The organism is Sulfuriferula plumbiphila, assembly GCF_009938015.1.
In the GTDB taxonomy this organism is placed as follows: Bacteria; Pseudomonadota; Gammaproteobacteria; order Burkholderiales; family Sulfuriferulaceae; genus Sulfuriferula; species Sulfuriferula plumbiphila.
Genome location: NZ_AP021884.1, coordinates 1 through 24886, shown reverse-complemented (window position 1 = coordinate 24886; position 24886 = coordinate 1). Strand labels below are relative to the sequence as shown.

Genomic DNA, 24886 nt, shown 5'->3' with positions numbered 1-24886 from the left:
GGCCATGAACAATCCATGCACAAAAAAAGGGCGGGAAAATCCCGCCCTTTCTGCGCTGCGATACCCTTGATTACAAAGAGTAGTACATTTCGAATTCCACCGGGTGGGTGGTCATGCGGAAGCGGGTAACCTCTTCCATTTTCAGCTCGATGTAGGCATCAATCATCTCATTGGAGAACACGCCGCCACGCGTCAGGAACTCGCGGTCCTGGTCCAGGTGCTCCAGCGCCATTTCCAGCGAGTGGCACACTTTCGGAATCTTGGCTTCTTCTTCCGGCGGCAGATCGTACAGGTTCTTGTCCATCGCATCGCCGGGGTGGATCTTGTTCTGGATGCCATCCAGGCCGGCCATCATCATCGCCGTGAAAGCAAGATAGGGGTTCGCGGTCGGATCCGGGAAACGCACTTCGATGCGACGCGCTTTATCGCTGGCCACGTAAGGAATGCGAATCGAGGCGGAACGGTTTTTGGCGGAGTAGGCCAGCATCACCGGGGCTTCGAAACCGGGCACCAGGCGCTTGTAGGAGTTGGTGCCGGGGTTGGTGATGGCATTCAGCGCCCTGGCGTGTTTGATGATGCCGCCGATGTAATACAGCGCGGTCTCGGAGAGGCCGGCATAACCATTGCCCGCGAACAGGTTTTTGCCATCTTTCCAGATGGACTGGTGCACGTGCATGCCTGAACCGTTGTCGCCCACGATGGGCTTGGGCATGAAGGTCGCGGTTTTGCCATAGGCGTGGGCGACATTTTGCACCACGTATTTAAGGGTCTGGGTCCAGTCAGCGCGCTTGGTCAGAGTGCTGAACAGCGTGCCGATTTCGCACTGGCCGGCAGTGGCGACTTCGTGGTGGTGCACTTCCACCGGCACGCCCATGTCCTCGAGCGCCAGGCACATGGCGGAACGGATGTCCTGCAGGCTGTCCACGGGGGGGACCGGGAAGTAGCCGCCCTTCACGCCGGGGCGGTGGCCCATGTTGCCGCCTTCGTACTTTTCGGCAGAGCTCCAGGCAGCCTCTTCGGAATTGATTCTGACTGACGTGCCGGACATGTCGGTATGCCAGGTCACCGAATCGAAAACGAAGAATTCGGGTTCAGGGCCAAAATAGGCAGCGTCACCAATACCCGTGGATTTGAGGTAGGCCTCGCCGCGCTTGGCGATGGAACGCGGGTCACGGTCATAGCCTTTCATGTCACTCGGCTCAATCACGTCGCAGGTCAGGAGCAGTGTTGATTCGTCCATGAACGGGTCCATGCGGGCGCTGTCTGGATCCGGCATCAGGATCATGTCGGAGGCCTGGATACCTTTCCAGCCGGCGATGGAGGAACCGTCAAAGGCGTGGCCGTCGGTGAACTTTTCTTCGTTGAGCTGTTTCACTGGCACGGTTACATGCTGCTCTTTGCCACGGGTATCGGTAAAACGAAAGTCAACGAACTTCACATCGTTTTCCTTGACCAATTTCATTACGTCGGCTACCGCCATTTAAATCTCCTCATTGAGTTGCGTTTGCATAAAAAATGGATGCACTTTCCCGCTGGGGCACTGTTGCAGCAGAAAACATGCCAGCAAAAAAACGCGCACCCCGTACCCTGGTTTTTGCAGCAGGCGCGGCTTATGTATGCTGATATTACCAAGTGCCGGACAGACAGCTGGGTGAACGGCCTCCCAAGACCGACAATTGTGCCACAAGCGCTTTCATCTCAGAAACAAAAAACGCGCCCTATTTTGGGGCGCATTGGCACAAAAATGCCTCATATTGGTGCCTATATGGATCTGCTCGCGTATATGCCTCCTCAACACGATTCTGGCTATACTGAAATCAGGATTTTACAACACACAGCAAGGAAGCGGCCATGCCCACCATCAGCGCCATTCTCGAACGCGCCCAACAACGCGGCAAGCTGGCCGGGTTGCCCTATGCAGGTGCGCTCACCCCCACCGAGGCACATTTCATCTGGTGCCATGCCCCCGGTACCCGCCTGGTGGACGTGCGCTCGCACGCGGAATGGGATCTGGTCGGCGAAATTCCCGGTACCGTGCAGCTGGAGTGGCAAGCCTATCCGGGCTGGGTGCTTAACCCCTACTTCGTGCAGCAACTCAAACAGCAAGTGGATGTGGAGGCGCTGGTCATGTTCATCTGCCGCAGCGGCGGACGTTCGCACCAGGCAGCCGTGGTTGCCCACAACGCGGGCTATACCGAAGTCTACAATGTGCTGGAGGGCTTCGAAGGCAACAAAAGCGCGGACGGCAGACGGGGCCAGGGCTGTGGCTGGAAAGCCGCCGACTTGCCATGGAAGCATCGCTAGCCCGCCATTATCCGCTAAAATCGGCGCAGTTTTTTATTCAGTGAGCCGCCATGTCCCACCTTTATGCCGTTATCGGCAACCCGATCGGGCATTCAAAATCGCCGCAGATTCACGCTGCTTTTGCCCGTGAAACAGGGCAGGATATGGTCTATGAGCGTCTACTCGCGCCACTGGACGGGTTCACTGCCGCGGTAAATGCATTCCGCCGTGCGGGAGGTGCCGGGGTAAACGTGACCGTGCCATTCAAGGAACAGGCCTTTGCGTTGGCGGACTGGCTCTCCGAACGCGCGCGACTCGCGGGTGCAGTCAACACCCTGAAATTTACCGACGTGCGTATTGAGGGCGACAACACGGATGGCGCCGGACTGGTGGCCGACATCACGCGCAATCTCGGTTTTGGCATTGCCCGCAAACGCATACTGATCATGGGTGCGGGTGGCGCGGCGCGTGGCGTAGTCTTGCCGCTCCTGGCTGAGCACCCGGCGCTACTGGTCATTGCCAACCGCAGTGTGGGCAAAGCGGTGCTGCTGCAACATCAATTTTCCCCCTACGGAGTAGTGGAGGCGTGCGATTATGCGGCCCTGGCCGGGTTGCAGTTTGACCTGGTTATCAATGCCACCTCGGCCAGCCTGACGGGCGAGCAGGTGCCGTTGCCAGCCAATCTCTACGCACAGAACAGCCTGGCCTACGACATGATGTACGGCACAGGCGAAACGCCATTTCTCGCGCATGCCCGCAGTCACGGCGCAGGGCGGTGCGCGGATGGGCTGGGGATGCTGGTCGAGCAGGCAGCAGAAGCGTTTTATGTTTGGCGCAAGCTGCGCCCGGCGACCGCGTCGGTGATTGCGATGCTGCGCCAACACGCATGATGGGAAAATGGATACGGCGCGGTCTGCTCGCGCTGCTGGCGCTGGGGCTGTGCTATCAGCTGTGGATTTTCGCCCATATATGGTGGTGGGTGGATCACAACCCGGCCAACAGCGCGTTCATGGATGAACGCCTGGACATCCTGCAGCAGAACAACCCCGACGCCGAACTGCGCCACAAATGGGTACCGTACGCACGAATCTCCGGCAACCTCAAGCGTGCACTCATCGCGGCAGAAGATGCGCGTTTTCTCAGCCATGATGGCTTTGACTGGGAGGGCATCCAGCTCGCCGCGGAAAAAAACCTGAAACAAGGCAGGATCGTCGCAGGCGGATCCACCATCAGCCAGCAACTCGCCAAGAATTTGTTTCTGTCGGGCAACCGCACACCGTGGCGCAAGATCGAGGAAGCGATCATCACGGTGATGCTGGAAAAAATGATGCACAAACGCCGCATTCTGGAGATCTACATGAATGTAATCGAATGGGGCAATGGCGTATTCGGTGCACAGGCAGCGGCACATTATTATTATCGCAGCTCGGCAGCAGCGCTGACATCGGCACAGGCCGCCAAACTTGCCGCAATGGTGCCCAATCCACGCTACTACGACACCCACCGCAACGCACGCGGCCTGTTGCACCGCGCAGCCATCATCCAGGCGCGCATGGGTTCGGCGGCGGTACCGCGCTGAGCCTCAATGCATCATCTGGCCATTCAGGTCGCGCACCTGGGCGGTGACGTCCATGGTTTCACGCTTTTTGTCCGCTGTTTCGATGGTAAGCTTGATCGGCACCGTCTCGCCGGTTTTGAACGGCCGTTTGAGATCAAACAGCATCAGGTGAAAACCACCTGGCGCGAGTTTCACTGTCTTGCCCCTGGGCAGCGGCAATGCTTTGACCTCACGCATTTCCATCACGCCATGATGGATCCGCATGAAGTGTATTTCCATGCTGCCGGCTGCCGCACTCTGAACGCCAACCAGCCTGGCATTTACCGGGCTGGTAATGTCCATGTAAGCGCCCGCCACCTGTTGGCCTGGTACGGTGGCACGCATCCAGACATTCTCCACTTTCACGTCTGCAGCCATTGCAGTCTGCGCAATAAACGCCAACGCCAGCATCCCAAATCGACCCATCTCTAATACTCCTTGAATTGATTTCGTCCAATGGTAACGCGCCACAGCGGGGTTTAGAAGCGCACGTTCACCCCTGCCGCAGCCGTCCAGTCGGCGGTGAGCTGGGTGCCGCGCACCGACTGATACAGCGGTAGCTGCACAAAACCATATAGGCGCGTGTCCTTGCTTACAGCAAATGCCAGCCCCGGGCTGATGTGCGCGTACTCGCCACCTGAATCAGCAGGCTCCGCGTTGCTGCCACTATCCCGATCTTTCCAGCGCAGGTTAAGCTGGAGCAAGCCTTGCAGGCGAGTCGTCAGCGCCTGCGCATAACCGGCATCCAGGCTCACCGTATCGCCCGGCCGGTAATTGTCGCGGATCGCGACTGCATGTTGCCACTGAATCTGGCTAAACCAGTTGCCGCCTGGTGCGCCGGGTGCGCCATAAAATGCACCCGCCACGACGTCGGTGCTGCCACTGCCGGGCTGCAGGCTGCGCTCCGCCAGTTCGCCGCCGGCATTGCGTTGTGCAATGCTGCCGGTCGGCAGTTTCACGCCAAAGCGCAATCCGGCGCTGGCCGGCGACGTGTGGCCGGGATCAAAACGGTACAACCCGAGCAGCTGCACATCGCCCAGCGCGGAAAATTTCCAGGTCTCTGGCTGCGCGCCATTGATCGGGTCGTTGTGGATATGCTCATGCTTGCGCGCGACAACCGGCAAGCGCAGCGCAATACCCCAGTTCGAATCCAGGCTGTGATCCAGGGTGGCGATGGTATTGCGGTTGAGGGTTTTGACTTCGTCATGCGTATCCGCAATGCCCGCCGCCGCGGCTTTTGCGGTACCCGAACGCAGCTGGCCCTGGCGTACCCATTCGTAGCGCAGGTCGAGCCGCGTTCCGCTGTGTTCCCACGCTCCCTGGATTCCCCAGTCGCTATTGAGCGTACAGAATGCAGCACCGCAGCTGGCATTGGCCATTTCGCTGCATGACGCCAGCGCCACGGACAGCATCAAGACATTGGTTTTTTTCCGCATGGTTTTCTCCCGTTGTGGAAGGGATTGTCCCGCCATGTCCTGCGCCATGGAATGCGACTAATTGTCGCAGCGATGCACGTATCGCTGCAGCGTACAATGACACGCCATGATGTTTACCAACCGTTTTCGCACCGTTCCCGTCGCCGGCATGTTGCGCCGCCTGTTTGTGCTGCGCCTGTATGCCATTGCGGGGCAGGCGCTGGCGATAACCGGCGTCAACTTTGGTCTCGACATCCGGCTTCCGCTACTGCCAATGCTTGTGGTAGTAGGGCTGCTTGCGCTGCTCAACCTGGCGACCTGGGTGCGCCTGGCGCAGCCCTGGCCGGTCACCGCCATGGAGTTTTTCGGGCAACTGCTGGTGGATGTGACGGCGCTGACCGTGCTGCTGTTCTACAGCGGCGGCTCGACCAATCCGTTTGTTTCGCTGTACCTGCTGCCCATCATCATCGCGGCAATTACCTTGCCTGCGCTATATGCCTGGGCGCTGACCGCGATTTGCGTGGCCGCATACAGCTTTCTGATGTTTTTCTATCTGTCCCTGGACATGCCGCACGGCGCTGCGGCGTTTGCATTGCATGTGGCGGGCATGTGGCTCAATTTCATTGCCAGCGCGGTATTGATCACCTTCTTCATTGGCCGCATGGCCGCTTCGATCCGCAGCCGTGAGCGTGAGCTGGCCGAGGCACGCGAGACCGGCTTGCGCAACGAACAGATCGTGGCGCTGGGCAGCCTGGCGGCGGGCGCCGCACACGAGTTGTCCACCCCGCTGGCCACCATGGCAGTGGTTGCCGGCGAGCTGCAATACGAACACGGCGCCAACCCGGCATTGGCCGCCAGCCTGCACATCCTGCGCAACCAGGTCGCGGCCTGCAAGGTGATTCTCACTCGGCTCACGGCCACAGGCGGGACGGGGCGTGCCGAAGACGCGCGCTGGCTGGCAGTAGACGTTTATCTCGATGAACTGGTGGCGCAATGGCAACTGATGCGCCCCACGATTGGCCTGCAAACTTGTTGGGAAGGCGCGCGCCCGGCACCGCGCATCCTGGCTGAGGCAACGCTTGGCCAGGCACTGCTCAGCCTGTTCAACAACGCCGCAGACGCCGCCCCCTTTGAGGTAGCGCTGGAAGCGCGCTGGGACAGCCGGGCATTAACACTCGATATCCTCGACCGCGGACAAGGCTTTAACCATGAGGCAGCAGCCCGTGCCGGCGAAGTATTTTTTACCACCAAACTTGAACAGGGCGGGTTCGGGCTGGGCCTGTTCCTGGCCAACGCCACCATCGAGCGTCTGGGCGGCAGTGTGCGCATGCTGCCGCGCGAAGGCGGCGGCGCGCACATCGTAGTATGCCTGCCCGTGCACGAGACGCGCACGCCATGACCGCAGATTGCCCCAGCCTGTTGCTGGTCGACGACGATGCCACTTTTCGCGAAGTATTGACGCGGGCGTTGACTCGGCGTGGTTATAAAGTCAGCAGCGCGGCCAATGTTGCGGCGGCGCTGCTATTGGCCGAACAAAACCCGCCCGAATACGCCGTGGTGGACCTGAAAATGCCAGGCGCAACCGGCTTGCAACTGGTGGCGCGCCTGAAGCAGCTGGACGAGCACACCCGCATCGTCATGCTCACCGGCTATGCCAGCATTGCCACCGCCATCGAGGCAATCAAGCTCGGCGCCACCCACTACCTCGCCAAACCCGCAGAAGTCGACGAAATCATAATGGCCCTGCAGCGTGGCGGCGGCGATACCAATGTGGAATTACCCCCCCGCCCGCCATCGGTGGAACGCATGGAATGGGAACACATCCAGCGCGTGCTCAGTGAAAATGACAACAATATCTCCGCCACCGCGCGTGCACTCAACATGCACCGGCGCACGCTGCAGCGCAAGCTGGCGAAGCGCCCGGTACGCCAGTAAACGCAGCCTCGTCTCAACGGCCGCCGCGCTTGATGCTGATTGCCAGTACGCCTGCCAGCACCAGCATCGATCCGGTAATCTGGGTGAGAGAGACGCCCTCGCCAAGAAACACCCAGGCCAGATAAATCGTGGACACCGGCCCTATTGCGCCAATCAGCGCTGTTGTGCCGGCGCCGATGCGTGCAATACTGTGATTCGCGCCGATCAGGTAGATCGCGTAGGCCAACGCGCTGCCAAATACCAGCAACGCACCGGTCCATACGCCGTTTTCGCGCATTCCCACATCATGTACGAAAACCAGCGCGATACCGGCATAACTCAATATCAACGCGAGCTTTTCGCGCGGTTTGATGCCTGCCGGTACAACCATGCGGTCAATACCACGACCATGGTCGGATAGAGGAACAGGATCAGCCGCTCCAGTCGCGCCGAGATGTATTGCAGGCCAAGGAAATCCAGATAGCTGGCGAGGTAGTAACCGGTCAGCCCCAGTGCCAGCAGCGCGAACAGCGCGCCCGTTACTGCATGGCGCTGGATCGCTTCATGCTTCAATGAATTTGCCACAAAGACCCTTTCGATGAAGATGCGGGTCAATGGGCGGGCACAACAATCGCAGCAAGACCCGCGATTGTTTTCTGAGTTAAATCAATAGAAAGCGACCGCAGCGGTGGACCGTTTCCACAGCCACAGCCGTTGAGGTGCGCATTGTGCAGCGCAGCATTGAAGTGATGTTGTCATGCCTGGCAAATTTAGCTGCGCGCGCCGGAGGTGTCAATTTATGCTGCGTGTCGGTAAGGATAAAACTCATCCCCCACCCGGCTCATGCGTGATTGATGGAAACGCGCTTTGTCTGCGCCGGTGAATTGCCCCTCCATTTCGCCGTAGGCCTGCGCGGCCCACGCACGGTCACGGAAGCTTTCAGTGATCCCCTCTACCCAGCGCAGCTTGTCGGCAGGGGAGGTGAGGGCGCTACCGCAGGTTTCATAAATCTTGCGCAATTGGGCTTCGGGAAGTTCGTAGGATTTGAGGCGATCGAGCAGCTGCTGACAGGCCTCTCCGGAAGCACACACCGCGGCGGCCTCCAGGTAGAGCGCTTCAGCGCCGGCGGCATCACCCGCCTGGGCGGTGAGCTGGCCGATATGGGCGAGGGCATAGTGATCCTTGGCGCAGGATCTGGCCTCGTTTAGCAACGCATTACCCCAGGTCGCATCGCCGAGATCGGCGATCACGGCTTGCGCCAGCTTGGTGTAGTCATACACACCGGCATTGCCGCCCTTGAGTCTGGCTTCCCAGTCTTTCAGATAGGTGCGCGCCTTTTCGCGGCCAAGCTCGGCGTGACGCGGCAGATGCGCAGCGGTGTGAACGACTTCCTTGAACCAGATGAAATCGGTAGTCTTGGCGGCCGATTCGTCAAGCAGACGCGCCAGCCAGGCGGTGTCGTCGGTGTGCTTGTCCACCGCTACAATCAGCGGCTGGGTACGGCTGAACTGGAATGGCTCCTCCGCCAGCATTTTTTCTGCGCGGTCGAGCAGTTTTGCGGCATAGAACGGATCGGCCAATTCGACCGCCACCCGATCAGCGAGGTGCAGCGTGGCCTTGACGCTGGACAAGGCGTTTTCCAGGGTCTGGAATTCGACGTAGCGCGCCTGGTTGGCGATGCGTTTTTCCAGCTTTTGCCTGCCACGTTCCAGGCGTGCCGTATCTTCGGGAAAATGGCGGGCAGTGGCGTCCACCACCTTCTGCATTTCATCCGCACTGGTGACCTTGTCTTCAGCGGCATCCAGCGTCTTGCTGGCGTTGGCAGCGTCACCCAATGTCATGAAGCCATCAGTGAGCGAGAGCAGATCCGGCGTGGTAGTGGCCAGCCCGGCCATTTTTTCCAGGATGAGTTTGACGAAACTGGTGTCATTGGCGGCCTGTGCGGCTTCCAGCAGCTTGGCGAGACTTTGTACGTCGTTGCTGCCTTCCAGTACCTTGGTGTAGAGCGGCCTGGCGCGTATCGGGTCGTTCATGGAATTGGCCAGCAACAGCAGATCTGCGGGCGCGCTGAGCTTGGCCGCGGCACGCTCGTACAATTCGGCGACAAACGCCGGATCGCGCAGGTCGGCGGCGGCCGCTTGACCCAGTTTGACATATTCGGCGGCACGGGCAGCGACGGTTTCCGCCTTGGCCTCTGCCTTGGCGTAGATTTTCTTGGCGAAGTCTTTGTCGCCGATGACCTTCAGCACGGTTTTCGACAATTCCAGCAGCGGCGCAACGTTGGCAGTCTCTTTCAGCGCCTGTTCGTAAGCGGCAATAGCCCCCGCCTTGTCGCCCAGCACCTTGAACTTGCCTTCAGCCAAGGCGATTTGCTCCTCGCCGCTCATGCAATAATCCTCGGCCTGCTGCATCAGTTCGGCCGCTTGCACATCATCTCCCAGCGCCTTGTACACCGTGGCAACCGCCACCAGGTCTTTGGTGAACTGGCAATCACCAGCGATATCATCCACCAGCTTCTTCGCGTATTCGGCATCGACCGGCTCGGCCAGCGCCTCGTGCGCCAGGGCTGCCCAGTCCTCCGGGCTGTTGCAGGATGCCTCTTTAGCAGTAAGGGTATCGCGGGTGGCCATGCTGGTCTCCTGAGTTTATGGGTTGTTTGAGCATTCTACCGAGATGTACCGCATATGTTGAACGGCGCTTTTTATGATGCCATATCGTTGATTTATAACGTACCGATGGATTGCTTGAGAGGCCTGTCAAATACTGCGCTTGTACCGGCAATCAGCCGCATTATATTGTTGAATATATATCGAAAAACCAAGCAAGCCCAAGACATGATCAAGCCTGACGGTTACACGCGGCAGGATTGCGTGTTTAAATGTAAATTTTTGGCGTGATGTATGCATTTTGACAATCCTGATCTTGCCGCGGTCTGGCTAACCGTCAGGCTGGCCGCGCTCACGACTTCAATCCTGATCGTTATCGGCACGCCCATTGCCTGGTGGCTGGCACGCACCCGCTCCTGGTGGAAAGGTCCAGCGGGCGCGCTGGTAGCCTTGCCAATTGTACTGCCGCCTACAGTGCTGGGTTTTTATCTGCTGGTTGCGATGGGCCCTGACGGCCCGGTCGGCCATTTCACCCAATCACTGGGTTTGGGGCTACTTCCTTTTACTTTTTGGGGCCTGGTGGTTGCTTCAGTTTTTTACTCACTGCCTTTTGTCGTGCAGCCGATACAGAATGCGTTCGAGGCCATCAGTGAGCGTCATGCCGAGGCGGCCGCTACTTTACGGGCCTCGCCACTGGATACTTTCTTCACCATTGTACTGCCCCTGGCCAAGCCCGGCTACCTTACCGCCACGGTGATGGGGTTCGCGCACACAGTTGGCGAGTTCGGCGTGGTGTTGATGATAGGCGGCAATATTCCAGACAAAACCCGCGTAGTGTCAGTGCAAATTTACGACCATGTTGAGGCGATGGAATATGGACACGCACACAGCCTGGCAGCAGGCATGGTGGTATTTTCCTTCCTCGTATTGCTGGGGTTGTACACACTCAACCCAACCGGACGGCGCAAATGAACACGACAATCGGCGCTCGTTTCAAACTTGATTACAGCGGATTTTCGCTGGATGTCGACCTTGACCTGCCTGGGCGCGGTGTCACCGCCCTGTTCGGTCATTCTGGCTCTGGCAAGACGACACTGTTGCGTTGCATTGCCGGGTTGGAGCGTGTAGCGGATGGCTTTTTGCAAGTAAATGGCGCGGTCTGGCAAGACGACGCTAAACGGATTTATCTACCCACACACCAGCGTCCTTTGGGTTATGTGTTCCAGGAAGCCAGCCTTTTTCCGCACCTCAATGTACGCCGCAATCTGGAATATGGCATGAAGCGCGTGCCTGCATCCGAGCGGCGTGTTTCGCTGGATCAGGCCATCGAATTACTTGGTATCGGCGCGTTATTGGCGCAAAAACCCGGCACGCTTTCTGGCGGCGAACGCCAGCGCGTAGGCATCGCCCGTGCGCTGGCAGTAAGTCCGAAAATATTGCTCATGGATGAACCCCTTGTTGCGCTCGACCTGGCGCGCAAGCAAGAAATACTGCCTTATCTGGAGCATCTGCACGATGAACTGGAAATACCGATCTTGTATGTCAGCCATGCGCCAGACGAAGTGGCACGACTGGCGGATCACATCGTCGTCATGGACGGCGGCCGCGTGCTGGCGAATGGCCCACTGAGTGAAACACTGGCGCGGCTTGATTTGCCCATTCGCCTGGGCGAAGACGCCGGCGTAGTGGTCGACGCCATAGTCGGCATGCGTGACAAGAAATGGCATCTACTGCGCGCAGATTTTGCCGGCGGCGGCTTGTGGGTGCGGGATATGGGCGCGGCCATGGGGGAGCCGGTACGAATAAGGATCTTGGCGCGAGACGTGAGCCTGGCATTGGCGCGACCGGACAATACCAGCATCCTCAACCAGCTACACGGCAAGGTAGTCGCACTGGCCGACGATACCCATCCCAGCCTTGCCCTGATTCGCCTGCAGGTTGGAGATGTGCCGCTGCTGGGCCGCGTCACCAAGCTCTCCGCTGACACGCTCGGTTTGGCGCCCGGCAAATCGGTGTGGGTGCAAGTCAAATCAGTAGCCCTGATGAGATGAACCCATCATGCGAACAGCTGAGGTTGTTTGTAAATCGTTAAAAATATATCGCCATGTCGCTACAGATTTAACCAGGGCACATTTGTCTTGATTAACAATAATGCTCAACCGCCCGCAGCCATATTTCAACCTCACCAGGGTGTGGTGGCAAGCCACACGAAACATTAATCAATTTCTCACAATATGTAGCGCACCAAATCTTCGCGCACCGCCAGATTCTTCAGGCGTGCATCCACAAAGGCAGCGTCCACGCTGACATGCTGGCCGCTGTATTTTCCGGCGTCGAACGAGACCTCTTCCAGCAGGCGCTCCATCACGGTATGCAGGCGCCGTGCGCCGATATTTTCGGTGGTTTCGTTGACCTGAAAAGCAATTTCGGCGAGGCGGCGGATGCCGTCCGGGGTGAAGTTGACTTCCATACCCTCGGTGGCGAGCAGCGCCTGGTACTGACGCGTCAAACAGGCATCGGTGGCGGTGAGGATCGCCTCAAAATCGCCCACCGCCAGCGAGGTCAGCTCAACGCGGATAGGAAAACGGCCTTGCAGCTCTGGAATGAGGTCCGACGGTTTGGCCAGATGGAACGCGCCACTGGCGATGAACAGAATGTGATCGGTATTGACCATGCCGTACTTGGTGGTGACAGTGGTGCCTTCTACCAGCGGCAACAGATCGCGCTGCACGCCCTGACGCGAGACTTCGCCGCCGCTGGCTTCGTTGCGGCTGGTAATTTTGTCGATTTCGTCGAGGAACACAATGCCGTTTTGCTCGACGCTGGCCAGTGCACGCTGTTTGATGTCTTCCTCGTTCACCATTTGCGCGGCTTCTTCTTCGGTGATGAGCTTCATTGCCTCGGCGATTTTCAACTTGCGGGTTTTGCGCCGTCCGCCGCCCATGTTCTGGAACATGCCCTGAATCTGGCTGGTAAGGTCTTCCATACCGGGCGGAGCGAAGATCTGCGCGGTGGCCTGCATGGCGGCGACCTCGATCTCAATCTCCTTTTCATCCAATGCACCCTCGCGCAGCATCTTGCGAAATTTCTGGCGCGTGGCGGAATCTTCCGGTTTGGCGCTGGTTTCCGCAGCGAGCTGATAGGCCACATCGCGCGCCGGCGGCAGCAGGGCATCGAGAATGCGTTCCTCGGCGGCGTCTTCGGCACGCATTTTGTGCCTGGCCATGTCCTGCTCGCGCAGGTCTTTGATCGCGGTCTCCATCAGGTCACGAATGATGGAATCGACGTCGCGCCCAACATAACCGACTTCGGTAAATTTGGTCGCCTCCACCTTGATGAACGGTGCATCGGCCAGCCGTGCCAGGCGCCGCGCGATTTCGGTCTTGCCGACTCCGGTGGGGCCGATCATCAGGATATTTTTGGGGGTGATCTCGTGGCGCAGCGGTTCCGCCACCTGGGCGCGCCGCCAGCGGTTGCGCAAGGCGACGGCGACGGCGCGTTTGGCAGCATCCTGGCCGATGATGTGTTTGTCGAGTTCGTGGACGATTTCTTGCGGGGTCATCTGGGACATGGGTTATTCAAGCACTTCGATCACATGATTCTGGTTGGTGTAAATGCACAGGTCGCCGGCAATCGCCAGGGACCTGGCGACGATATCGCGCGCATGCAGCTCGGTATTTTCCAGCAGCCCGCGGGCGGCGGCCTGGGCGTAGGCGCCGCCGCTGCCGATGGCGACGATGCCATATTCCGGCTCCAGCACGTCGCCGTTGCCGGTGATAATAAGGGAGTGCTCGCTATCAGCCACCGCCAGCATGGCTTCCAGACGGCGCAGAATGCGATCAGTGCGCCAGTCCTTGGCCAGCTCCACGGCGGAGCGCAGCAAATTTCCCTGGTGCTGGTCGAGTTTGGCTTCAAAGCGCTCGAACAAGGTAAAGGCGTCTGCGGTGCCGCCCGCGAATCCGGCCAGAATTTTTTCCTGGTACAGGCGACGCACCTTGCGCGCAGTGGATTTGATAACGATATTGCCAAGGGTAACCTGGCCGTCCCCACCCAGTGCGACCTGATTGCCACGCCGTACCGAAAGGATGGTGGTGCCGCGATATTGCTCCATGAGTTAGCTTTCCGTGATGACCAGCGAATTTTTCTTGAGGGGATTAAAGAGGCGATGGAAAACAAGGTGGGGGCCGACGGCCGGTTTCTCAACCCCGTGCAGCCAATATCCCGCGTTTACATTTAATTGGCCTTGCGTCGCACCACTTCGGCCATCTGGTCCACACCCATGACGATCAGGACGACGTTGACCATTTCATTGCCGCCGACGATGCGCACGCGTTTGCCTGCTTGCAGCAGACTCGTCAACGCATCCATGAACAGATTGACACTGGCGAACTCGACCCGTTGCACATCTGCCAGATCCAGCTCGACTTCACTGCGGGTCGCAGCAAATGCCCGAAACTCATCAAAGAGCGCGGCACTGCCGCCATTAATCACTCCATGCATGGCAAAACCATTGGAGGAAGCGTCTTCGGCAGCCTCGGCAGGAGCCACCGGGGCAATGCTCTGTGCCAATTTGCCCGGGGTTTCCCAGGACGGCGGGGAGACTTCGAAACGCACTGCATACTCCACGGCGAGGTCTTCAAATTCAGCCTGTTTGCCCTGCACCTGGTACAGCTGCAACAACAGCAACCAGTACGCGGGCTCGTGCTGACTGGCCTCCTCGGTATGGTGCTGGAGCAGGCTGATCAACGCGCCGCTGGCAATTTGTAGCAGGGCACGCTTTTTTTGCAGATGGGCAAGGGCATCCTTAAGCAGTTGGCTGCCGCTAGCTGTGATTGCGTTGATGCCTGACAGGTCGAGCTGGATTGCTCCTTGCGCGGCTGCGCTCTGCAGCAGCGCGATGCGGTCGGCACTGGTCTCGTCGAGGCTGCCTTTGAGGCTGAACAGTTGACCGCTCGACTTCGTCGCATCCGCGGCGATACCTTTTCCTGGTTGTTTTGCCGCCGCCCCATCCACCCACACCGGTGGTGAAGTTTCGCATTGCACCGCGTAATCCAGTGCCAATTGCTCAAATGCATCACGCTGTCGGGTCACCCGGTACAGGTCAAACAGCATGCGCCATTGCGCGTCGCCTGCATCCGCACCTGCAAGGTAGGTTTTGAGCAGCGCAATGGCCTCATTGGCTCGGTCGCTGGCGTAGAGCATGGCGGCTTCCTCGATGCCGGGGGCGAGTTTGGCGCCGGTTTCCACTACGTCAATTCCACCGTGCGCGGGTGCGGAACCGAACTGCTCCTCGGTGAGTGGTGCTTGATTAATAGCCTCTATCGCTGCGGCTTTGCCTGATTTTTTGGCGGGTGCCGACTTGTTCTTGTCTTTGCGGAAAAACGAAAAATCCAATTTAGAGTACCTTGCTAACGCACGCGCCGCGGTCGTGGGACATGTATCGAGAGAGGGTGACCAGCATGTATTCGAACCATATTTTGATGATAGGCGCTAAGCATAACAAATATCAAGCGCGCGCACGCACCCGGAGCAGCCTTCCGGTCACGCCTGTCAATGCAATTGTCCACATGTTCACCGCTCCCGCAGGCAGGTCAAACAGCGCCGATGCGGCAAGTCCCGGCGCATAACCAGGCAAACCGACCATATAAGCCAGAGCCAGCGTGCGGCGCGGGCCTCAGCGGGCTGCTGCCGGCGCCGGCAGCAGCCCGCTCGCGTAAGCGTCATTGAATTCCCGCAGGATTTGTGGCACCAGCTCGGCGTCAAGGTCTGCGACGATGAACACGAAGCGGCTGTGGCGGTTGTCATCCGGCCATTCCGGCAGCTCTGCCGGCGGGTGGAGAATGTGCTGCACCGCGTGCAGAACGGTGGGTTTATCCTTGCCCTTGAGGTTGACGATAGCCTTCATGCGCAACAGCGACTTGGCGCGCAAGTTCAACAGCATTTGCAGCGCCGCGTAAATGCCCGTCCACTCCAGCGGTTTATCGAATGTCACGCTGAATGAGCGGATACGGTTGTCGTGTACTGGTGCCTCCGCGGACCTGCCCATCACCGTGATGCTCGCCGCCGGACGATAGCGCCTTTCATTCAGCCATTTTTTTACCTCGCTGGTTTGATTGGCCGGGTCATACAAGCCGGCGTTGAGGATGAGCGCAGGGTCAACCCGGCCATGTTGCACGGTGATGACTGGTGCCGCCGGGTTGATTGCAGCCAGCCGCGCCTGCAGCGCCGCCGCAGAGTGATGGTCAGCCAGATCAGTCTTGGTCAGGAGCAGGCGATCTGCAACCGCCACCTGTTTGACCGCCTCGAAGTAGCTGTCCAATTGTTGGTCTCCGAGCACCGCATCCACCGTGGTCACCACGCTGTTTAGCTGAAAGCGCGCAGCAATCCAGCGTTCGTTGATGAGGGTATCAAATATCGGTGCCGGATCGGCAATCCCGGTGGTTTCGATAATGACGCGCTCGAATTGCGGAATTTCGCCCCGACTGGATGCCATGAACAGGTTTTTCAGCGTGGGTGAAAGCGCGCCTACCACAGTACAACAAATACAACCGCCTGAGAGCAGCGCCAGTGGCCCATCGGTTTTTTTCAGTAGCTGGTGGTCCAGTCCGATTTCGCCGAATTCGTTCATGATAATGGCACTGCGTGGCAACTGCTGGATCAGCTGGTTAAGCAGCGTGGTCTTGCCGCTACCCAGGAATCCGGTGAGCAGGGTTACAGGTATGGGTTCGGTGAACATGGTGTTTTATTTCCTGATTTATCGGACCGGTTCACCGATTTTTTAAATGCAGCCTTGTTGCAGATTATCTTGGCAAAATCCGGAATGCAAGTAATGCGAATCTATTGCCGCGATACCTAACTCGCTACGAATGCCTTTAGCCGAGAGCTCAATGTGCTGTGATTGAAAACCTCCCGGCAAGCTGTATCGCAAATGCCGTGGATTCTCTGCCCAGGCAGAAAACCTGACCACATTGCGCACACTTGGGATGCGCGTGATTATGCGCTTCGGCCCATCCGGCATTGTTGCGTGTAGTGCGGCCTTCCCCCGAGACATGGTGTGCCAGCGCTGCTTCACCAGCCAGCCGAGTGTGCGTTAGTGGCGTGCTCCAGTACGCCATGCGCATCCAGGCGCTGGGCAAGCAGGCATCTGGTTGCGCCGCTATACAGCGCGCTCAGCTTTTACGCCTGGCGCGGGGATGGGCGGCGTCGTAAACTTTGGCCAGATGCTGAAAATCCAGCCGGGTATATATCTGTGTGGTGCTGATGCTGGCATGGCCGAGCATTTCCTGCACCGCTCGTAGATCGCCCGAAGACTGCAACAGGTGGGAAGCGAAGGAATGGCGCAGAATGTGGGGATGGATGTTGACTTCCAGCCCGGCGCGCACGGCCCACAGTTTCAGGCGCAACTCGATGGCACGCTGACCCAGGTGCGCGCCAGCGCGCCCCGGAAACACATAGTCTGTGCCCGCCGGCCGCAGTGCCAGCCAGCGGGCCAACGCCTGCGCCGCGCGGTTACCCACGGGCACAATACGGGTCTTGTTACCTTTACCGGTAACCGTTACTTCGCCGCTAATCAAATCAAGCTGGGCGCACTTGAGTTCGGCCAGTTCCGAGAGACGCAGGCCGGAGGAATAAAACAGTTCCAGTATCGCCAGATCACGTATTTGCAGTGGCGTGCCTGTCGGCGCTTCGAGCAGATGCCGGGTTTGATCGGGCGACAGCGCCTTGGGCAGGGACCTTGGTGATTTCGGCGCACGCAGGCTTTCGCAAGGATTGTGGCTGTATCCGTGGCGCTTCGCCAGATAGTGATAAAAGCCGCGCCAGGCGGAGAGCGTGCGTGCCAGGCTTTTGCCCGACAAGCCTTGCGCATGCAGTCCCGCGAGCACGCGACGGATATCCTGGGTTTGCAAAGCGTCCAGCCTGACTTCGCCAATTTTTCCGAACAGCACGCGCAAATCGCGCGCGTAGTTTTCCTGTGTGTGGCGAGACAGGCCACGCTCGCTGCTTAGATGCATCAAATAAGCTTCGAGCAGGGCTGCCGGAGTCACGGCAGCAGGCGCTGTAGTGCGGCGGCGAGCAGCTCGCCCAGACGCTGCAGGTAGAGCGTGCCCATTTGTGGGTAAAAACGCTGCGCGTCTTCCGAGGCCAGCACCAGAATGCCGACGCTGTGGTCCGCTTTTAATGGCACGGCTGCGAACGAGCGCGGATGGCTGGCACCAGCAAACCAGTCCGCCATTTCTGCCAAGGGCAGGGTACCGCAATGCGGTTGGCTGGTTTGTGCAGCCCAGTTTTTGACGGCTTCGGATACGGCTGCAAACTCCGGCAGTGGTGCCGTGCCCTGCCAAATGCGCAATGCTGTGTGTGGAATGCCAAAATCGTCATGCAAATTGAGCTTGAGCATTTGCAGTAATGTGGGCAATTCGCGTGCCGACATTAACGCCCGTGTCAGATGCTGCATTTTTTCCGAGATGGCGTCGTTTTCTTCACCAAATTCAATCAGCTCCGCCAGCTTTGTTTCCAGCAGCTTATATTTTTCGCGCAGATTGAGGATCTGCCGCTCGGCGATGGACACGGCACGCCCATCAAACGGATGGCTGACACGTATATCGGTCAGCAAATGCGGATGTTGGTCGAAAAACTCGGGGTGGCCTGCAAGATAGCGGGCAATGTCTTCTGTCTGCATGTGCTTATCCTAGTTCAATTTCGCCTTCGAATACATTCGCTGCGGGGCCGGTCATCGATACCGGCGTGTCCGCCCCCGCCCAGTGAATAGTGAGCAGACCCCCGCGCGCAGCCACGTGCACAGTGGCGTCCAGCGAACCTCGACTGATGCCTGCTACCACGGCTGCACACGCACCCGTGCCACACGCCAGGGTTTCGCCTGCGCCACGTTCATACACGCGCAGACGGATATTCTGGCGATCCACTATCTGCATGAAGCCCGCGTTCACTTTATTGGGAAAGCGCGGATGCGCCTCGATCTGTGGCCCCTGTCTTGCAACCGGGGCAGTGTCGATGTCATCTACATATTGCACGGCGTGCGGGTTGCCAATGGACAGGGCACTAATCGTGACCGTCTCGCCTTCCAGCTCAAGCTCATAAGTAAGTGCACACTTATCCACCATGAATGGTATGTCATGTGGATCAAAGTGTGGTGTGCCCATATTGACAGTAATCCGCCCGTCCGCTTCAAGGCGCGGCTGGATGATTCCGGAAGCGGTCTCGACGCGGATTTCGCTTTGCCGAGAGAGTTTTTTATCATGCACAAAACGCATAAAGCAGCGCGCGCCGTTGCCGCATTGTTCTACCTCACCGCCATCGGCGTTAAAGATACGATAACGAAAATCGGCGTCATTCCGGGTAGGCCGCTCCACCAGCAGCAGTTGGTCGCAGCCGACGCCAAAATGGCGCTCGGCAATGAACCGTACCTGCTCGGCGCTCAGCTCAACACGCTGGTTGATGGCATCGAACACGACAAAATCATTGCCTGTACCGTGCATTTTGCTAAAACGTAGTTTCATTCTGTTTGCGTCTCAGACCATCAGTTCAAGGTAATCTCGATAAATACAGCGATCCATGACCACGATCAGGCCCGCCTGGCTAGCACGTTGGGCGGCTTCCTCATTGACGATGCCCTGTTGTATCCAGATTGCCGGACATGCAATCCGGATACACTCTTCCACTAGCTGAGGCAGATGCTCCGCCGCACGAAACACGTTGACAATATCCACCGGAAACGGCAGTTCGGTCAGGCTGGTGTAGGCTTTCTCCCCCAACACCTCCTCCATCATCGGCCGCACCGGCACCACGCGATAGCCAAACTGCTGCATGTGGCGTGCTACGCTATGGCTGGGGCGCTTAGGGTGCGGCGACAGCCCCACCACGGCAATGCTACGCGTGCGCTGCAAAAGCGCCTTGATGGCGGCAGGACCAGGATTATTGAACATCGCTGGATGTTAATTCTGTGTTGCCACCGGCGTGTTCATACATCCAGGTTGCGCACGCCCAGCGCATTGGTCTCGATGAAGGCACGGCGTGGTTCTACCTGATCGCCCATCAAGGTAATGAAAATCTCGTCGGCGGTGATCGCATCTTCAATCTGCACACGCATCAAACGACGCACGCTGGGATCCATGGTGGTTTCCCACAGTTGAGCTGGATTCATCTCGCCCAGTCCTTTATAGCGCTGAATAGCCAGACCGCGTTTGACTTCGTTGAGCATCCATTCCAGGGCCTCCTTGAAGCTTGACACCGGTTGCGCCTTTTCGCCTCGCATGGCGCGGGCTCCTGCACCCAGCAGGTGTTGCAACACCTGGCTGGTATCGCGGATTTGTGCATAATCGCCGCTGGCAATGAAATCGGCATCCAGACGCGTGGCCTGAATGTTGCCGTGGTAGCGACGCAGAATTTTCAGTGTATGTTGCTCGGACTCGGCATCATACTCCGCGCTGATTTCAACTGCCTCATCCCGCACAGCGATCTCTAGCGCGGATGCTGCCCGCTGCGCCTCGTCTGCACTGCTGAGACTGACCGGAGCAATATCCATCAATGCGTGCATGACCGCACCATCAATCAAGCGGCTCATGCGCTCAATAACCGCCTCAGCCAGCAGGTAGGATTTGGCGATGTTTTCCAGCGCCTCGCCACTGATTTCGCTACCATCCTGTTCAGCAGTAACCAGTCGTGCGTCCTTGATCGCCTCAGCCAGCAAAAACGCCTTCAATTCATGTTCATCCTTGAGATAGCGCTCGGTTTTACCGTACTTGACCTTGTATAGCGGTGGCTGTGCAATGTAAATGTGACCACGTTCAACCAGTTCGGGCATCTGGCGGTAGAAAAAGGTGAGGAGCAATGTACGTATATGGGAGCCGTCCACATCCGCGTCGGTCATGATGATAATACGGTGATAACGCAACTTGTCGGCATTGTACTCATCCTTGCCGATGCCCGTGCCAAGCGCGGTAATCAGGGTGGCAATTTCCTGGCTGGAGATGAGTTTGTCGAAACGCGCTTTTTCCACGTTAAGAATCTTGCCTTTGAGCGGCAGGATCGCCTGGAACTTGCGGTCGCGTCCCTGCTTGGCGGACCCGCCGGCAGAATCACCCTCTACCAGATAGATTTCGGATTGTGCAGGATCTTTTTCCTGGCAATCGGCGAGCTTGCCGGGCAGACCCATGCCATCCAGAACACCTTTGCGCCGGGTCATTTCACGGGCCTTCCGTGCGGCCTCGCGGGCACGTGCAGCGTCTACAATTTTGCCGCAGATAATTTTCGCGTCGTTAGGGTTTTCCAGCAAAAACTCACTCAATTTCTGACTGACTATCTCCGACACTACCGGCTGCACTTCGGACGACACCAGCTTATCCTTGGTCTGGGACGAAAACTTGGGTTCGGGCACTTTAACCGAAAGCACGCAGGTCAAACCTTCGCGCATATCGTCACCGCTGGTCTCTACCCTGGCTTTTTTCGCCTGTTCGCTCTGCTCGATATACTGGTTAAGTGTACGCGTCATTGCGGTACGCAAACCGGTCAGATGGCTGCCACCATCGCGCTGGGGGATATTATTGGTAAAACATTGCACGGTTTCCGCGTAGGAGTCATTCCATTGCATAGAGACCTCTACGATCATGCCGTCTTTTTCGCCCACCGCATGGAAAATGTGTGGGTGTAGCACACTCTTGGAACGGTTCATGTACTGCACAAAACCCATCACGCCACCAGAGAAGGCGAAATTTTCGCTTTTTCCATCTCGCTGGTCGATGAGCTCGATTTTGACACCGTTGTTCAGGAATGATAACTCACGAATACGCTTGGCGAGAATATCATAGTGATATTCAACCAGTCCAAACGTTTCTATCGAAGCCATAAAATGCACTTCGGTACCATGACGCTCTGACGGGCCTGCCTCAACCAGGGGAGCAACGGCCACACCATGATGAAACTCCATCTGATACGCCTTGCCATTGCGCCAGATACGCAATTTAAGCCAGTCTGACAGGGCATTGACCACAGAAACACCCACTCCATGCAGTCCGCCAGATACTTTGTAGGAGTTCTGGTCAAATTTTCCACCTGCATGTAATTCTGTCATTACAATTTCTGCTGCGGAACGCTTGAATTCGTCATCCTGTTTGATGTCTGTAGGGATACCCCGTCCGTTATCAGTCACCGAAACGGAATTATCCGTATGAATAATGACCTTGATGTCATCGCAATACCCGCCTAACGCCTCGTCGATAGCATTATCAAGCACCTCAAACACCATGTGATGCAAACCGGTGCCATCAGAAGTGTCTCCGATATACATGCCAGGGCGTTTACGTACCGCATCCAGTCCTTTCAGGATTTTGATGCTGCTGGAATCATAATTATTGCTCATGACTGGCGCTTTCTTTGCGTTGGGCGGTGTTTCACGTGAAACATCAAGATTAGATGCGCATCGGCATCACGACATATTTGAAGCCGGCATCATCCGGTTGAATCAACAGCATGCTGCTGTTCGCGTCGTCAAACAGGCATTGAACTGTGTCACACGACAAATTATTCAACGCATCCAGCAAATAGGAAACGTTGAAGCCAATATCCAGTGCTTCCCCATGGTAATCGACCTCCAGTTCTTCCTGCGCTTCTTCCTGTTCATTGTTATTACAAATAATGCGTAATTCGCTCTGGCTCAGTACCAGACGTACGCCTCTGAATTTTTCGTTGGAGAGGATGGCCACACGTTGTAGCGCCTGCAGCAATGCTGTTCTCGCAACCTGGAGCACATTGCTGTGGTTACTGGGGATAACGCGGTTGTAATCTGGAAACTTGCCTTCGATTACCTTGGAAACCAGTTCTATCCTGGCAAAATTGAACGCCACCTGGTTTCTGCGCACTTTGATATGAATCAGGTCATCGCTGTCTGTTAACTGCCTGCCTAACTCCTGCACGGTTTTGCGCGGAACTATAATCTCCAGCGACGCGCTTTCTTGTTCCAGTTCTGCAGATGCAAGGCTCAGGCGATGGCCGTCTGTTGCAACTACCATGATGGTTTTGCCGTTCAGCACCAGCAACATGCCGTTAAGGTAATAGCGGATATCCTGCTGCGCCATCGCATACTGGACCCGCTCAATCAGGTGTTTGAACGTTTTTTGTGGAAGACTGGCGCGGCTTTCTGTTTCGCCATTGGATTCTATCACCGGGAAGTCCGCAGCTGGCAGGGTTTGCAGGTTAAAACGGCTTTTTCCGGCCGTGATTTGTATATGTTCGTCACTGGCCTCAAGACGGATATGCGCTTTGTCCGGTAGGGCACGGCAAATATCCTGTAATTTTTTTGCTGATACGGTAATGGCAAAATTGTCTTCGGTTGCACTCGCCTGGGTAGAAGTTCGTATCTGGATTTCCAGATCCGTCGCTGTCATGGCCAACACCCCCGCATTTTTTTCAATCAGCACGTTCGACAGGATAGGGAGCGTATGGCGTTTTTCCACTACTCCGGTAACGGCTTGCAGGGGAAAAAGCAAAGTATCACGTTCTGCTTCTAGTAATAACATATATAACCTTAATAATAATAGTTAAGGATGGGGTATATTCGGGATAAGTGTAACTTCTGTTTTATGATCAATTAATTACAACATTTTTTAAGATGCGGTTAAGGCCAGTATGACATACGGACAAATTGTGGATAATTTTTATCATGGGTAAAAAAATCGACTTATCCACATATTGTGCACAGCTAGCCCCTAACTTGTTAGCACCTGCAACAGCAACGCATATTCCCGGCTCATCGTGGCGTCTTGTTCCTTGAGTTCAATAATCTTACGGCATGCGTGCAAAACCGTGGTGTGATCACGACCACCGAATGCTTCTCCAATATCAGGCAGGCTCAGCGAAGTCAATTCTTTGGCCAGAGACATTGCCATTTGGCGTGGACGAACCAGAGACCGGGTACGTTTTTTTGAGTACATTTCAACAACTTTAATTTTGTAGAAATCGGCCACGGTTTTCTGGATATTTTCGATAGATACCTGGCGACTTTGTACGGCGAGCAGATCTTTCAGTGATTCTTTTACAAGGTCCAGCGAGATGTTTCGAGCTGAAAACCGGGCGTAGGCGAACACGCGTTTAAGCGCGCCCTCCAACTCACGCACATTGGAACGCACCTGTTTGGCTATGAAAAACGCGATATTTTCTTCTAGTACAATACCTTCGGCTGCGGCTTTCTTAAGCAGGATCGCCACGCGCATTTCCAGTTCAGGTGGTTCGATTGCAACTGTCAAACCCCAGCCAAAACGGGATTTGAGGCGGTCTTCCATACCAGCGATTTCCTTAGGGTAGGTGTCACAGGTAATGATGACCTGTTTGCGTGCTTCGATTAGCGCGTTGAAGGCGTAGAAAAACTCTTCCTGGGTGCGACCTTTACCATTGAAAAACTGAATATCGTCAATCAGCAACAAATCCAATGAATGATAGTGGCGCTTGAAATCATCGAAGGTTTTGTGTCGATAGGCGCGCACCACATCAGATACATAGTTTTCGGCATGAATATAACTAATGCGCGCTTCCGGATTGTAGGCGTGCACCACGTTGCCGATAGCCTGGATTAGGTGTGTTTTGCCGAGTCCCACGCCCCCATAAATAAATAGGGGATTGTATGCAGTGCCCGGGTTTTCGGCGACCTGGATCGCGGCGGCACGGGCAAGCTGGTTGGCCTTGCCGGTGACGAAACTATCGAAAGTAAATGTCGGATTAAGGCGTTTAGGCGATTCACGCTGGCTTGTGGCGGGAGTAACCACAGGCGAAGCTACGGCGCCGGCCGGCGCCGTAGCTAGCACAGGTCTGGGAGAGGAAATTACCTGCTCGCTGAGACCGAGATTAATTTCCTTGGGTTCCCCAAAGTAAGCAAGCGCCAATCCTTCTATTCGCACCAAAAATTTTTCTTTTACCCAGTCGAGCACAAATCGGTTGGGCGCCAGCAGCCGAAAAGAATCTCCGTCTAGCGCCGGTTTGAGGGGCTTGATCCAAGTATTGAACTGCTGCGGTGGCAGGTCTTCAGCTAGATGGTTTAGGCAGCTCTGCCAAAACTCATTCAT

General features: G+C 56.9%; 24 protein-coding genes. 7 read left to right on the top strand and 17 right to left on the bottom strand.

The window, feature by feature from the left end; all coding sequences use genetic code 11:
* Positions 1–70: 70 nt before the first annotated feature.
* On the bottom strand, positions 71–1480 hold the full coding sequence (gene glnA, locus GZH91_RS00115) for a glutamate--ammonia ligase (RefSeq protein ID WP_147069568.1): 1410 nt from the start codon (positions 1478–1480) through the stop codon (positions 71–73).
* Positions 1481–1851: 371 nt separating this feature from the next.
* Between glnA and GZH91_RS00110 the strand changes: the two genes are divergently transcribed.
* From GZH91_RS00110 to mtgA, 3 genes are read left to right on the top strand one after another with little or no spacing between them, the layout of a single operon-like run.
* Positions 1852–2304 carry a rhodanese-like domain-containing protein gene (locus GZH91_RS00110; RefSeq protein ID WP_147069566.1) on the top strand — a complete coding sequence of 151 codons (453 nt, stop codon included), beginning with the start codon at positions 1852–1854 and terminating at the stop codon, positions 2302–2304.
* A 50-nt stretch (positions 2305–2354) separates the two neighbouring features.
* Positions 2355–3173: a shikimate dehydrogenase gene (aroE, locus tag GZH91_RS00105; RefSeq protein ID WP_147069564.1), complete on the top strand. Its 819-nt coding sequence runs from the start codon at positions 2355–2357 to the stop codon at positions 3171–3173.
* On the top strand, positions 3170–3862 hold the full coding sequence (gene mtgA / locus GZH91_RS00100; RefSeq protein WP_198415346.1) for a monofunctional biosynthetic peptidoglycan transglycosylase: 693 nt from the start codon (positions 3170–3172) through the stop codon (positions 3860–3862). The genes aroE and mtgA overlap by 4 nt, the downstream gene beginning before the upstream one ends.
* Before the next feature lie 3 nt (positions 3863–3865).
* On the opposite strand, the gene GZH91_RS00095 is transcribed toward mtgA, so the two are convergent.
* Both GZH91_RS00095 and GZH91_RS00090 read right to left on the bottom strand, forming a co-directional pair.
* Positions 3866–4306 carry a copper chaperone PCu(A)C gene (locus tag GZH91_RS00095; RefSeq protein WP_147069563.1) on the bottom strand — a complete coding sequence of 147 codons (441 nt, stop codon included), beginning with the start codon at positions 4304–4306 and terminating at the stop codon, positions 3866–3868.
* Between the two features lie 53 nt (positions 4307–4359).
* The gene (locus GZH91_RS00090) at positions 4360–5316 is read right to left on the bottom strand and encodes a hypothetical protein (protein ID WP_223264432.1); all 957 of its coding nucleotides are present in this window, start codon (positions 5314–5316) and stop codon (positions 4360–4362) included.
* Between the two features lie 106 nt (positions 5317–5422).
* Between GZH91_RS00090 and GZH91_RS00085 the strand changes: the two genes are divergently transcribed.
* Positions 5423–6694 (top strand): ATP-binding protein, encoded by a 1272-nt coding sequence (locus tag GZH91_RS00085; protein WP_223264431.1) that lies wholly within the window; start codon positions 5423–5425, stop codon positions 6692–6694.
* The gene (locus tag GZH91_RS00080; RefSeq protein WP_147069562.1) at positions 6691–7230 is read left to right on the top strand and encodes a response regulator transcription factor; all 540 of its coding nucleotides are present in this window, start codon (positions 6691–6693) and stop codon (positions 7228–7230) included. Before GZH91_RS00085 ends, GZH91_RS00080 begins: the two co-directional genes overlap by 4 nt.
* Positions 7231–7243: 13 nt before the next feature.
* Here the strand turns inward: GZH91_RS00080 and GZH91_RS17905 are convergent, their stop codons facing one another.
* The 3 genes from GZH91_RS17905 to GZH91_RS00070 form a co-directional block, all read right to left on the bottom strand.
* Positions 7244–7600, bottom strand: coding sequence for an EamA family transporter (locus tag GZH91_RS17905; protein WP_223264430.1), 357 nt, complete (start codon positions 7598–7600; stop codon positions 7244–7246).
* Positions 7555–7794 (bottom strand): hypothetical protein, encoded by a 240-nt coding sequence (locus GZH91_RS17900; RefSeq protein WP_232522198.1) that lies wholly within the window; start codon positions 7792–7794, stop codon positions 7555–7557. Before GZH91_RS17900 ends, GZH91_RS17905 begins: the two co-directional genes overlap by 46 nt.
* A 212-nt stretch (positions 7795–8006) precedes the next feature.
* A complete protein-coding gene (locus GZH91_RS00070) occupies positions 8007–9839 on the bottom strand; it encodes a tetratricopeptide repeat protein (RefSeq protein ID WP_147069560.1) in 1833 nt (610 codons plus the stop codon).
* A 270-nt stretch (positions 9840–10109) separates the two neighbouring features.
* Here GZH91_RS00070 and modB point away from each other — a divergent pair, with 270 nt between their 5' ends.
* Positions 10110–10787: a molybdate ABC transporter permease subunit gene (gene modB, locus GZH91_RS00065; RefSeq protein ID WP_147069558.1), complete on the top strand. Its 678-nt coding sequence runs from the start codon at positions 10110–10112 to the stop codon at positions 10785–10787.
* Entirely contained in the window at positions 10784–11866 is a 1083-nt protein-coding gene (modC, locus tag GZH91_RS00060; protein WP_147069556.1) for a molybdenum ABC transporter ATP-binding protein, read from the top strand. Before modB ends, modC begins: the two co-directional genes overlap by 4 nt.
* Before the next feature lie 176 nt (positions 11867–12042).
* Here the strand turns inward: modC and hslU are convergent, their stop codons facing one another.
* From hslU to dnaA, 11 genes are all read right to left on the bottom strand, one after another.
* The gene (hslU, locus tag GZH91_RS00055; protein WP_147069554.1) at positions 12043–13386 is read right to left on the bottom strand and encodes an ATP-dependent protease ATPase subunit HslU; all 1344 of its coding nucleotides are present in this window, start codon (positions 13384–13386) and stop codon (positions 12043–12045) included.
* Positions 13387–13389: 3 nt separating this feature from the next.
* The gene (gene hslV / locus GZH91_RS00050; RefSeq protein WP_147069552.1) at positions 13390–13926 is read right to left on the bottom strand and encodes an ATP-dependent protease subunit HslV; all 537 of its coding nucleotides are present in this window, start codon (positions 13924–13926) and stop codon (positions 13390–13392) included.
* A 122-nt stretch (positions 13927–14048) separates the two neighbouring features.
* A complete protein-coding gene (locus GZH91_RS00045) occupies positions 14049–15209 on the bottom strand; it encodes an STAS domain-containing protein (protein ID WP_147069549.1) in 1161 nt (386 codons plus the stop codon).
* A gap of 280 nt (positions 15210–15489) precedes the next feature.
* Entirely contained in the window at positions 15490–16551 is a 1062-nt protein-coding gene (locus GZH91_RS00040; protein ID WP_147069547.1) for a CobW family GTP-binding protein, read from the bottom strand.
* Between the two features lie 433 nt (positions 16552–16984).
* Complete coding sequence (xerC, locus tag GZH91_RS00035) at positions 16985–17860, bottom strand: tyrosine recombinase XerC (protein WP_147069545.1); 876 nt, start codon at positions 17858–17860, stop codon at positions 16985–16987.
* Complete coding sequence (locus tag GZH91_RS00030) at positions 17857–18495, bottom strand: DUF484 family protein (RefSeq protein ID WP_147069543.1); 639 nt, start codon at positions 18493–18495, stop codon at positions 17857–17859. Before GZH91_RS00030 ends, xerC begins: the two co-directional genes overlap by 4 nt.
* A 4-nt stretch (positions 18496–18499) precedes the next feature.
* Positions 18500–19333 carry a diaminopimelate epimerase gene (gene dapF, locus GZH91_RS00025; RefSeq protein ID WP_147069541.1) on the bottom strand — a complete coding sequence of 278 codons (834 nt, stop codon included), beginning with the start codon at positions 19331–19333 and terminating at the stop codon, positions 18500–18502.
* Positions 19334–19345: 12 nt separating this feature from the next.
* Positions 19346–19759, bottom strand: a complete 414-nt coding sequence (locus GZH91_RS00020; RefSeq protein WP_147069539.1) for a CoA-binding protein — start codon at positions 19757–19759, stop codon at positions 19346–19348.
* Positions 19760–19794: 35 nt separating this feature from the next.
* Positions 19795–22191, bottom strand: a complete 2397-nt coding sequence (gene gyrB / locus GZH91_RS00015) for a DNA topoisomerase (ATP-hydrolyzing) subunit B (protein ID WP_147069537.1) — start codon at positions 22189–22191, stop codon at positions 19795–19797.
* A gap of 49 nt (positions 22192–22240) precedes the next feature.
* The gene (gene dnaN, locus GZH91_RS00010) at positions 22241–23347 is read right to left on the bottom strand and encodes a DNA polymerase III subunit beta (protein ID WP_147069535.1); all 1107 of its coding nucleotides are present in this window, start codon (positions 23345–23347) and stop codon (positions 22241–22243) included.
* 189 nt (positions 23348–23536) lie between these two features.
* Positions 23537–24886: a chromosomal replication initiator protein DnaA gene (gene dnaA, locus GZH91_RS00005; RefSeq protein ID WP_147069533.1), complete on the bottom strand. Its 1350-nt coding sequence runs from the start codon at positions 24884–24886 to the stop codon at positions 23537–23539.

Coding starts and splice junctions, on each gene's coding strand:
- glnA (WP_147069568.1), bottom strand. CDS start 1,480: ATGGCGGTAGCCGACGTAATGAAATTGGTCAAGGAAAACGATGTGAAG.
- GZH91_RS00110 (WP_147069566.1), top strand. CDS start 1,852: ATGCCCACCATCAGCGCCATTCTCGAACGCGCCCAACAACGCGGCAAG.
- aroE (WP_147069564.1), top strand. CDS start 2,355: ATGTCCCACCTTTATGCCGTTATCGGCAACCCGATCGGGCATTCAAAA.
- mtgA (WP_198415346.1), top strand. CDS start 3,170: ATGATGGGAAAATGGATACGGCGCGGTCTGCTCGCGCTGCTGGCGCTG.
- GZH91_RS00095 (WP_147069563.1), bottom strand. CDS start 4,306: ATGGGTCGATTTGGGATGCTGGCGTTGGCGTTTATTGCGCAGACTGCA.
- GZH91_RS00090 (WP_223264432.1), bottom strand. CDS start 5,316: ATGCGGAAAAAAACCAATGTCTTGATGCTGTCCGTGGCGCTGGCGTCA.
- GZH91_RS00085 (WP_223264431.1), top strand. CDS start 5,423: ATGATGTTTACCAACCGTTTTCGCACCGTTCCCGTCGCCGGCATGTTG.
- GZH91_RS00080 (WP_147069562.1), top strand. CDS start 6,691: ATGACCGCAGATTGCCCCAGCCTGTTGCTGGTCGACGACGATGCCACT.
- GZH91_RS17905 (WP_223264430.1), bottom strand. CDS start 7,600: ATGGTTGTACCGGCAGGCATCAAACCGCGCGAAAAGCTCGCGTTGATA.
- GZH91_RS00070 (WP_147069560.1), bottom strand. CDS start 9,839: ATGGCCACCCGCGATACCCTTACTGCTAAAGAGGCATCCTGCAACAGC.
- modB (WP_147069558.1), top strand. CDS start 10,110: ATGCATTTTGACAATCCTGATCTTGCCGCGGTCTGGCTAACCGTCAGG.
- modC (WP_147069556.1), top strand. CDS start 10,784: ATGAACACGACAATCGGCGCTCGTTTCAAACTTGATTACAGCGGATTT.
- hslU (WP_147069554.1), bottom strand. CDS start 13,386: ATGTCCCAGATGACCCCGCAAGAAATCGTCCACGAACTCGACAAACAC.
- hslV (WP_147069552.1), bottom strand. CDS start 13,926: ATGGAGCAATATCGCGGCACCACCATCCTTTCGGTACGGCGTGGCAAT.
- GZH91_RS00040 (WP_147069547.1), bottom strand. CDS start 16,551: ATGTTCACCGAACCCATACCTGTAACCCTGCTCACCGGATTCCTGGGT.
- GZH91_RS00030 (WP_147069543.1), bottom strand. CDS start 18,495: ATGCAGACAGAAGACATTGCCCGCTATCTTGCAGGCCACCCCGAGTTT.
- dapF (WP_147069541.1), bottom strand. CDS start 19,333: ATGAAACTACGTTTTAGCAAAATGCACGGTACAGGCAATGATTTTGTC.
- GZH91_RS00020 (WP_147069539.1), bottom strand. CDS start 19,759: ATGTTCAATAATCCTGGTCCTGCCGCCATCAAGGCGCTTTTGCAGCGC.
- gyrB (WP_147069537.1), bottom strand. CDS start 22,191: ATGAGCAATAATTATGATTCCAGCAGCATCAAAATCCTGAAAGGACTG.
- dnaN (WP_147069535.1), bottom strand. CDS start 23,347: ATGTTATTACTAGAAGCAGAACGTGATACTTTGCTTTTTCCCCTGCAA.
- dnaA (WP_147069533.1), bottom strand. CDS start 24,886: ATGAATGAGTTTTGGCAGAGCTGCCTAAACCATCTAGCTGAAGACCTG.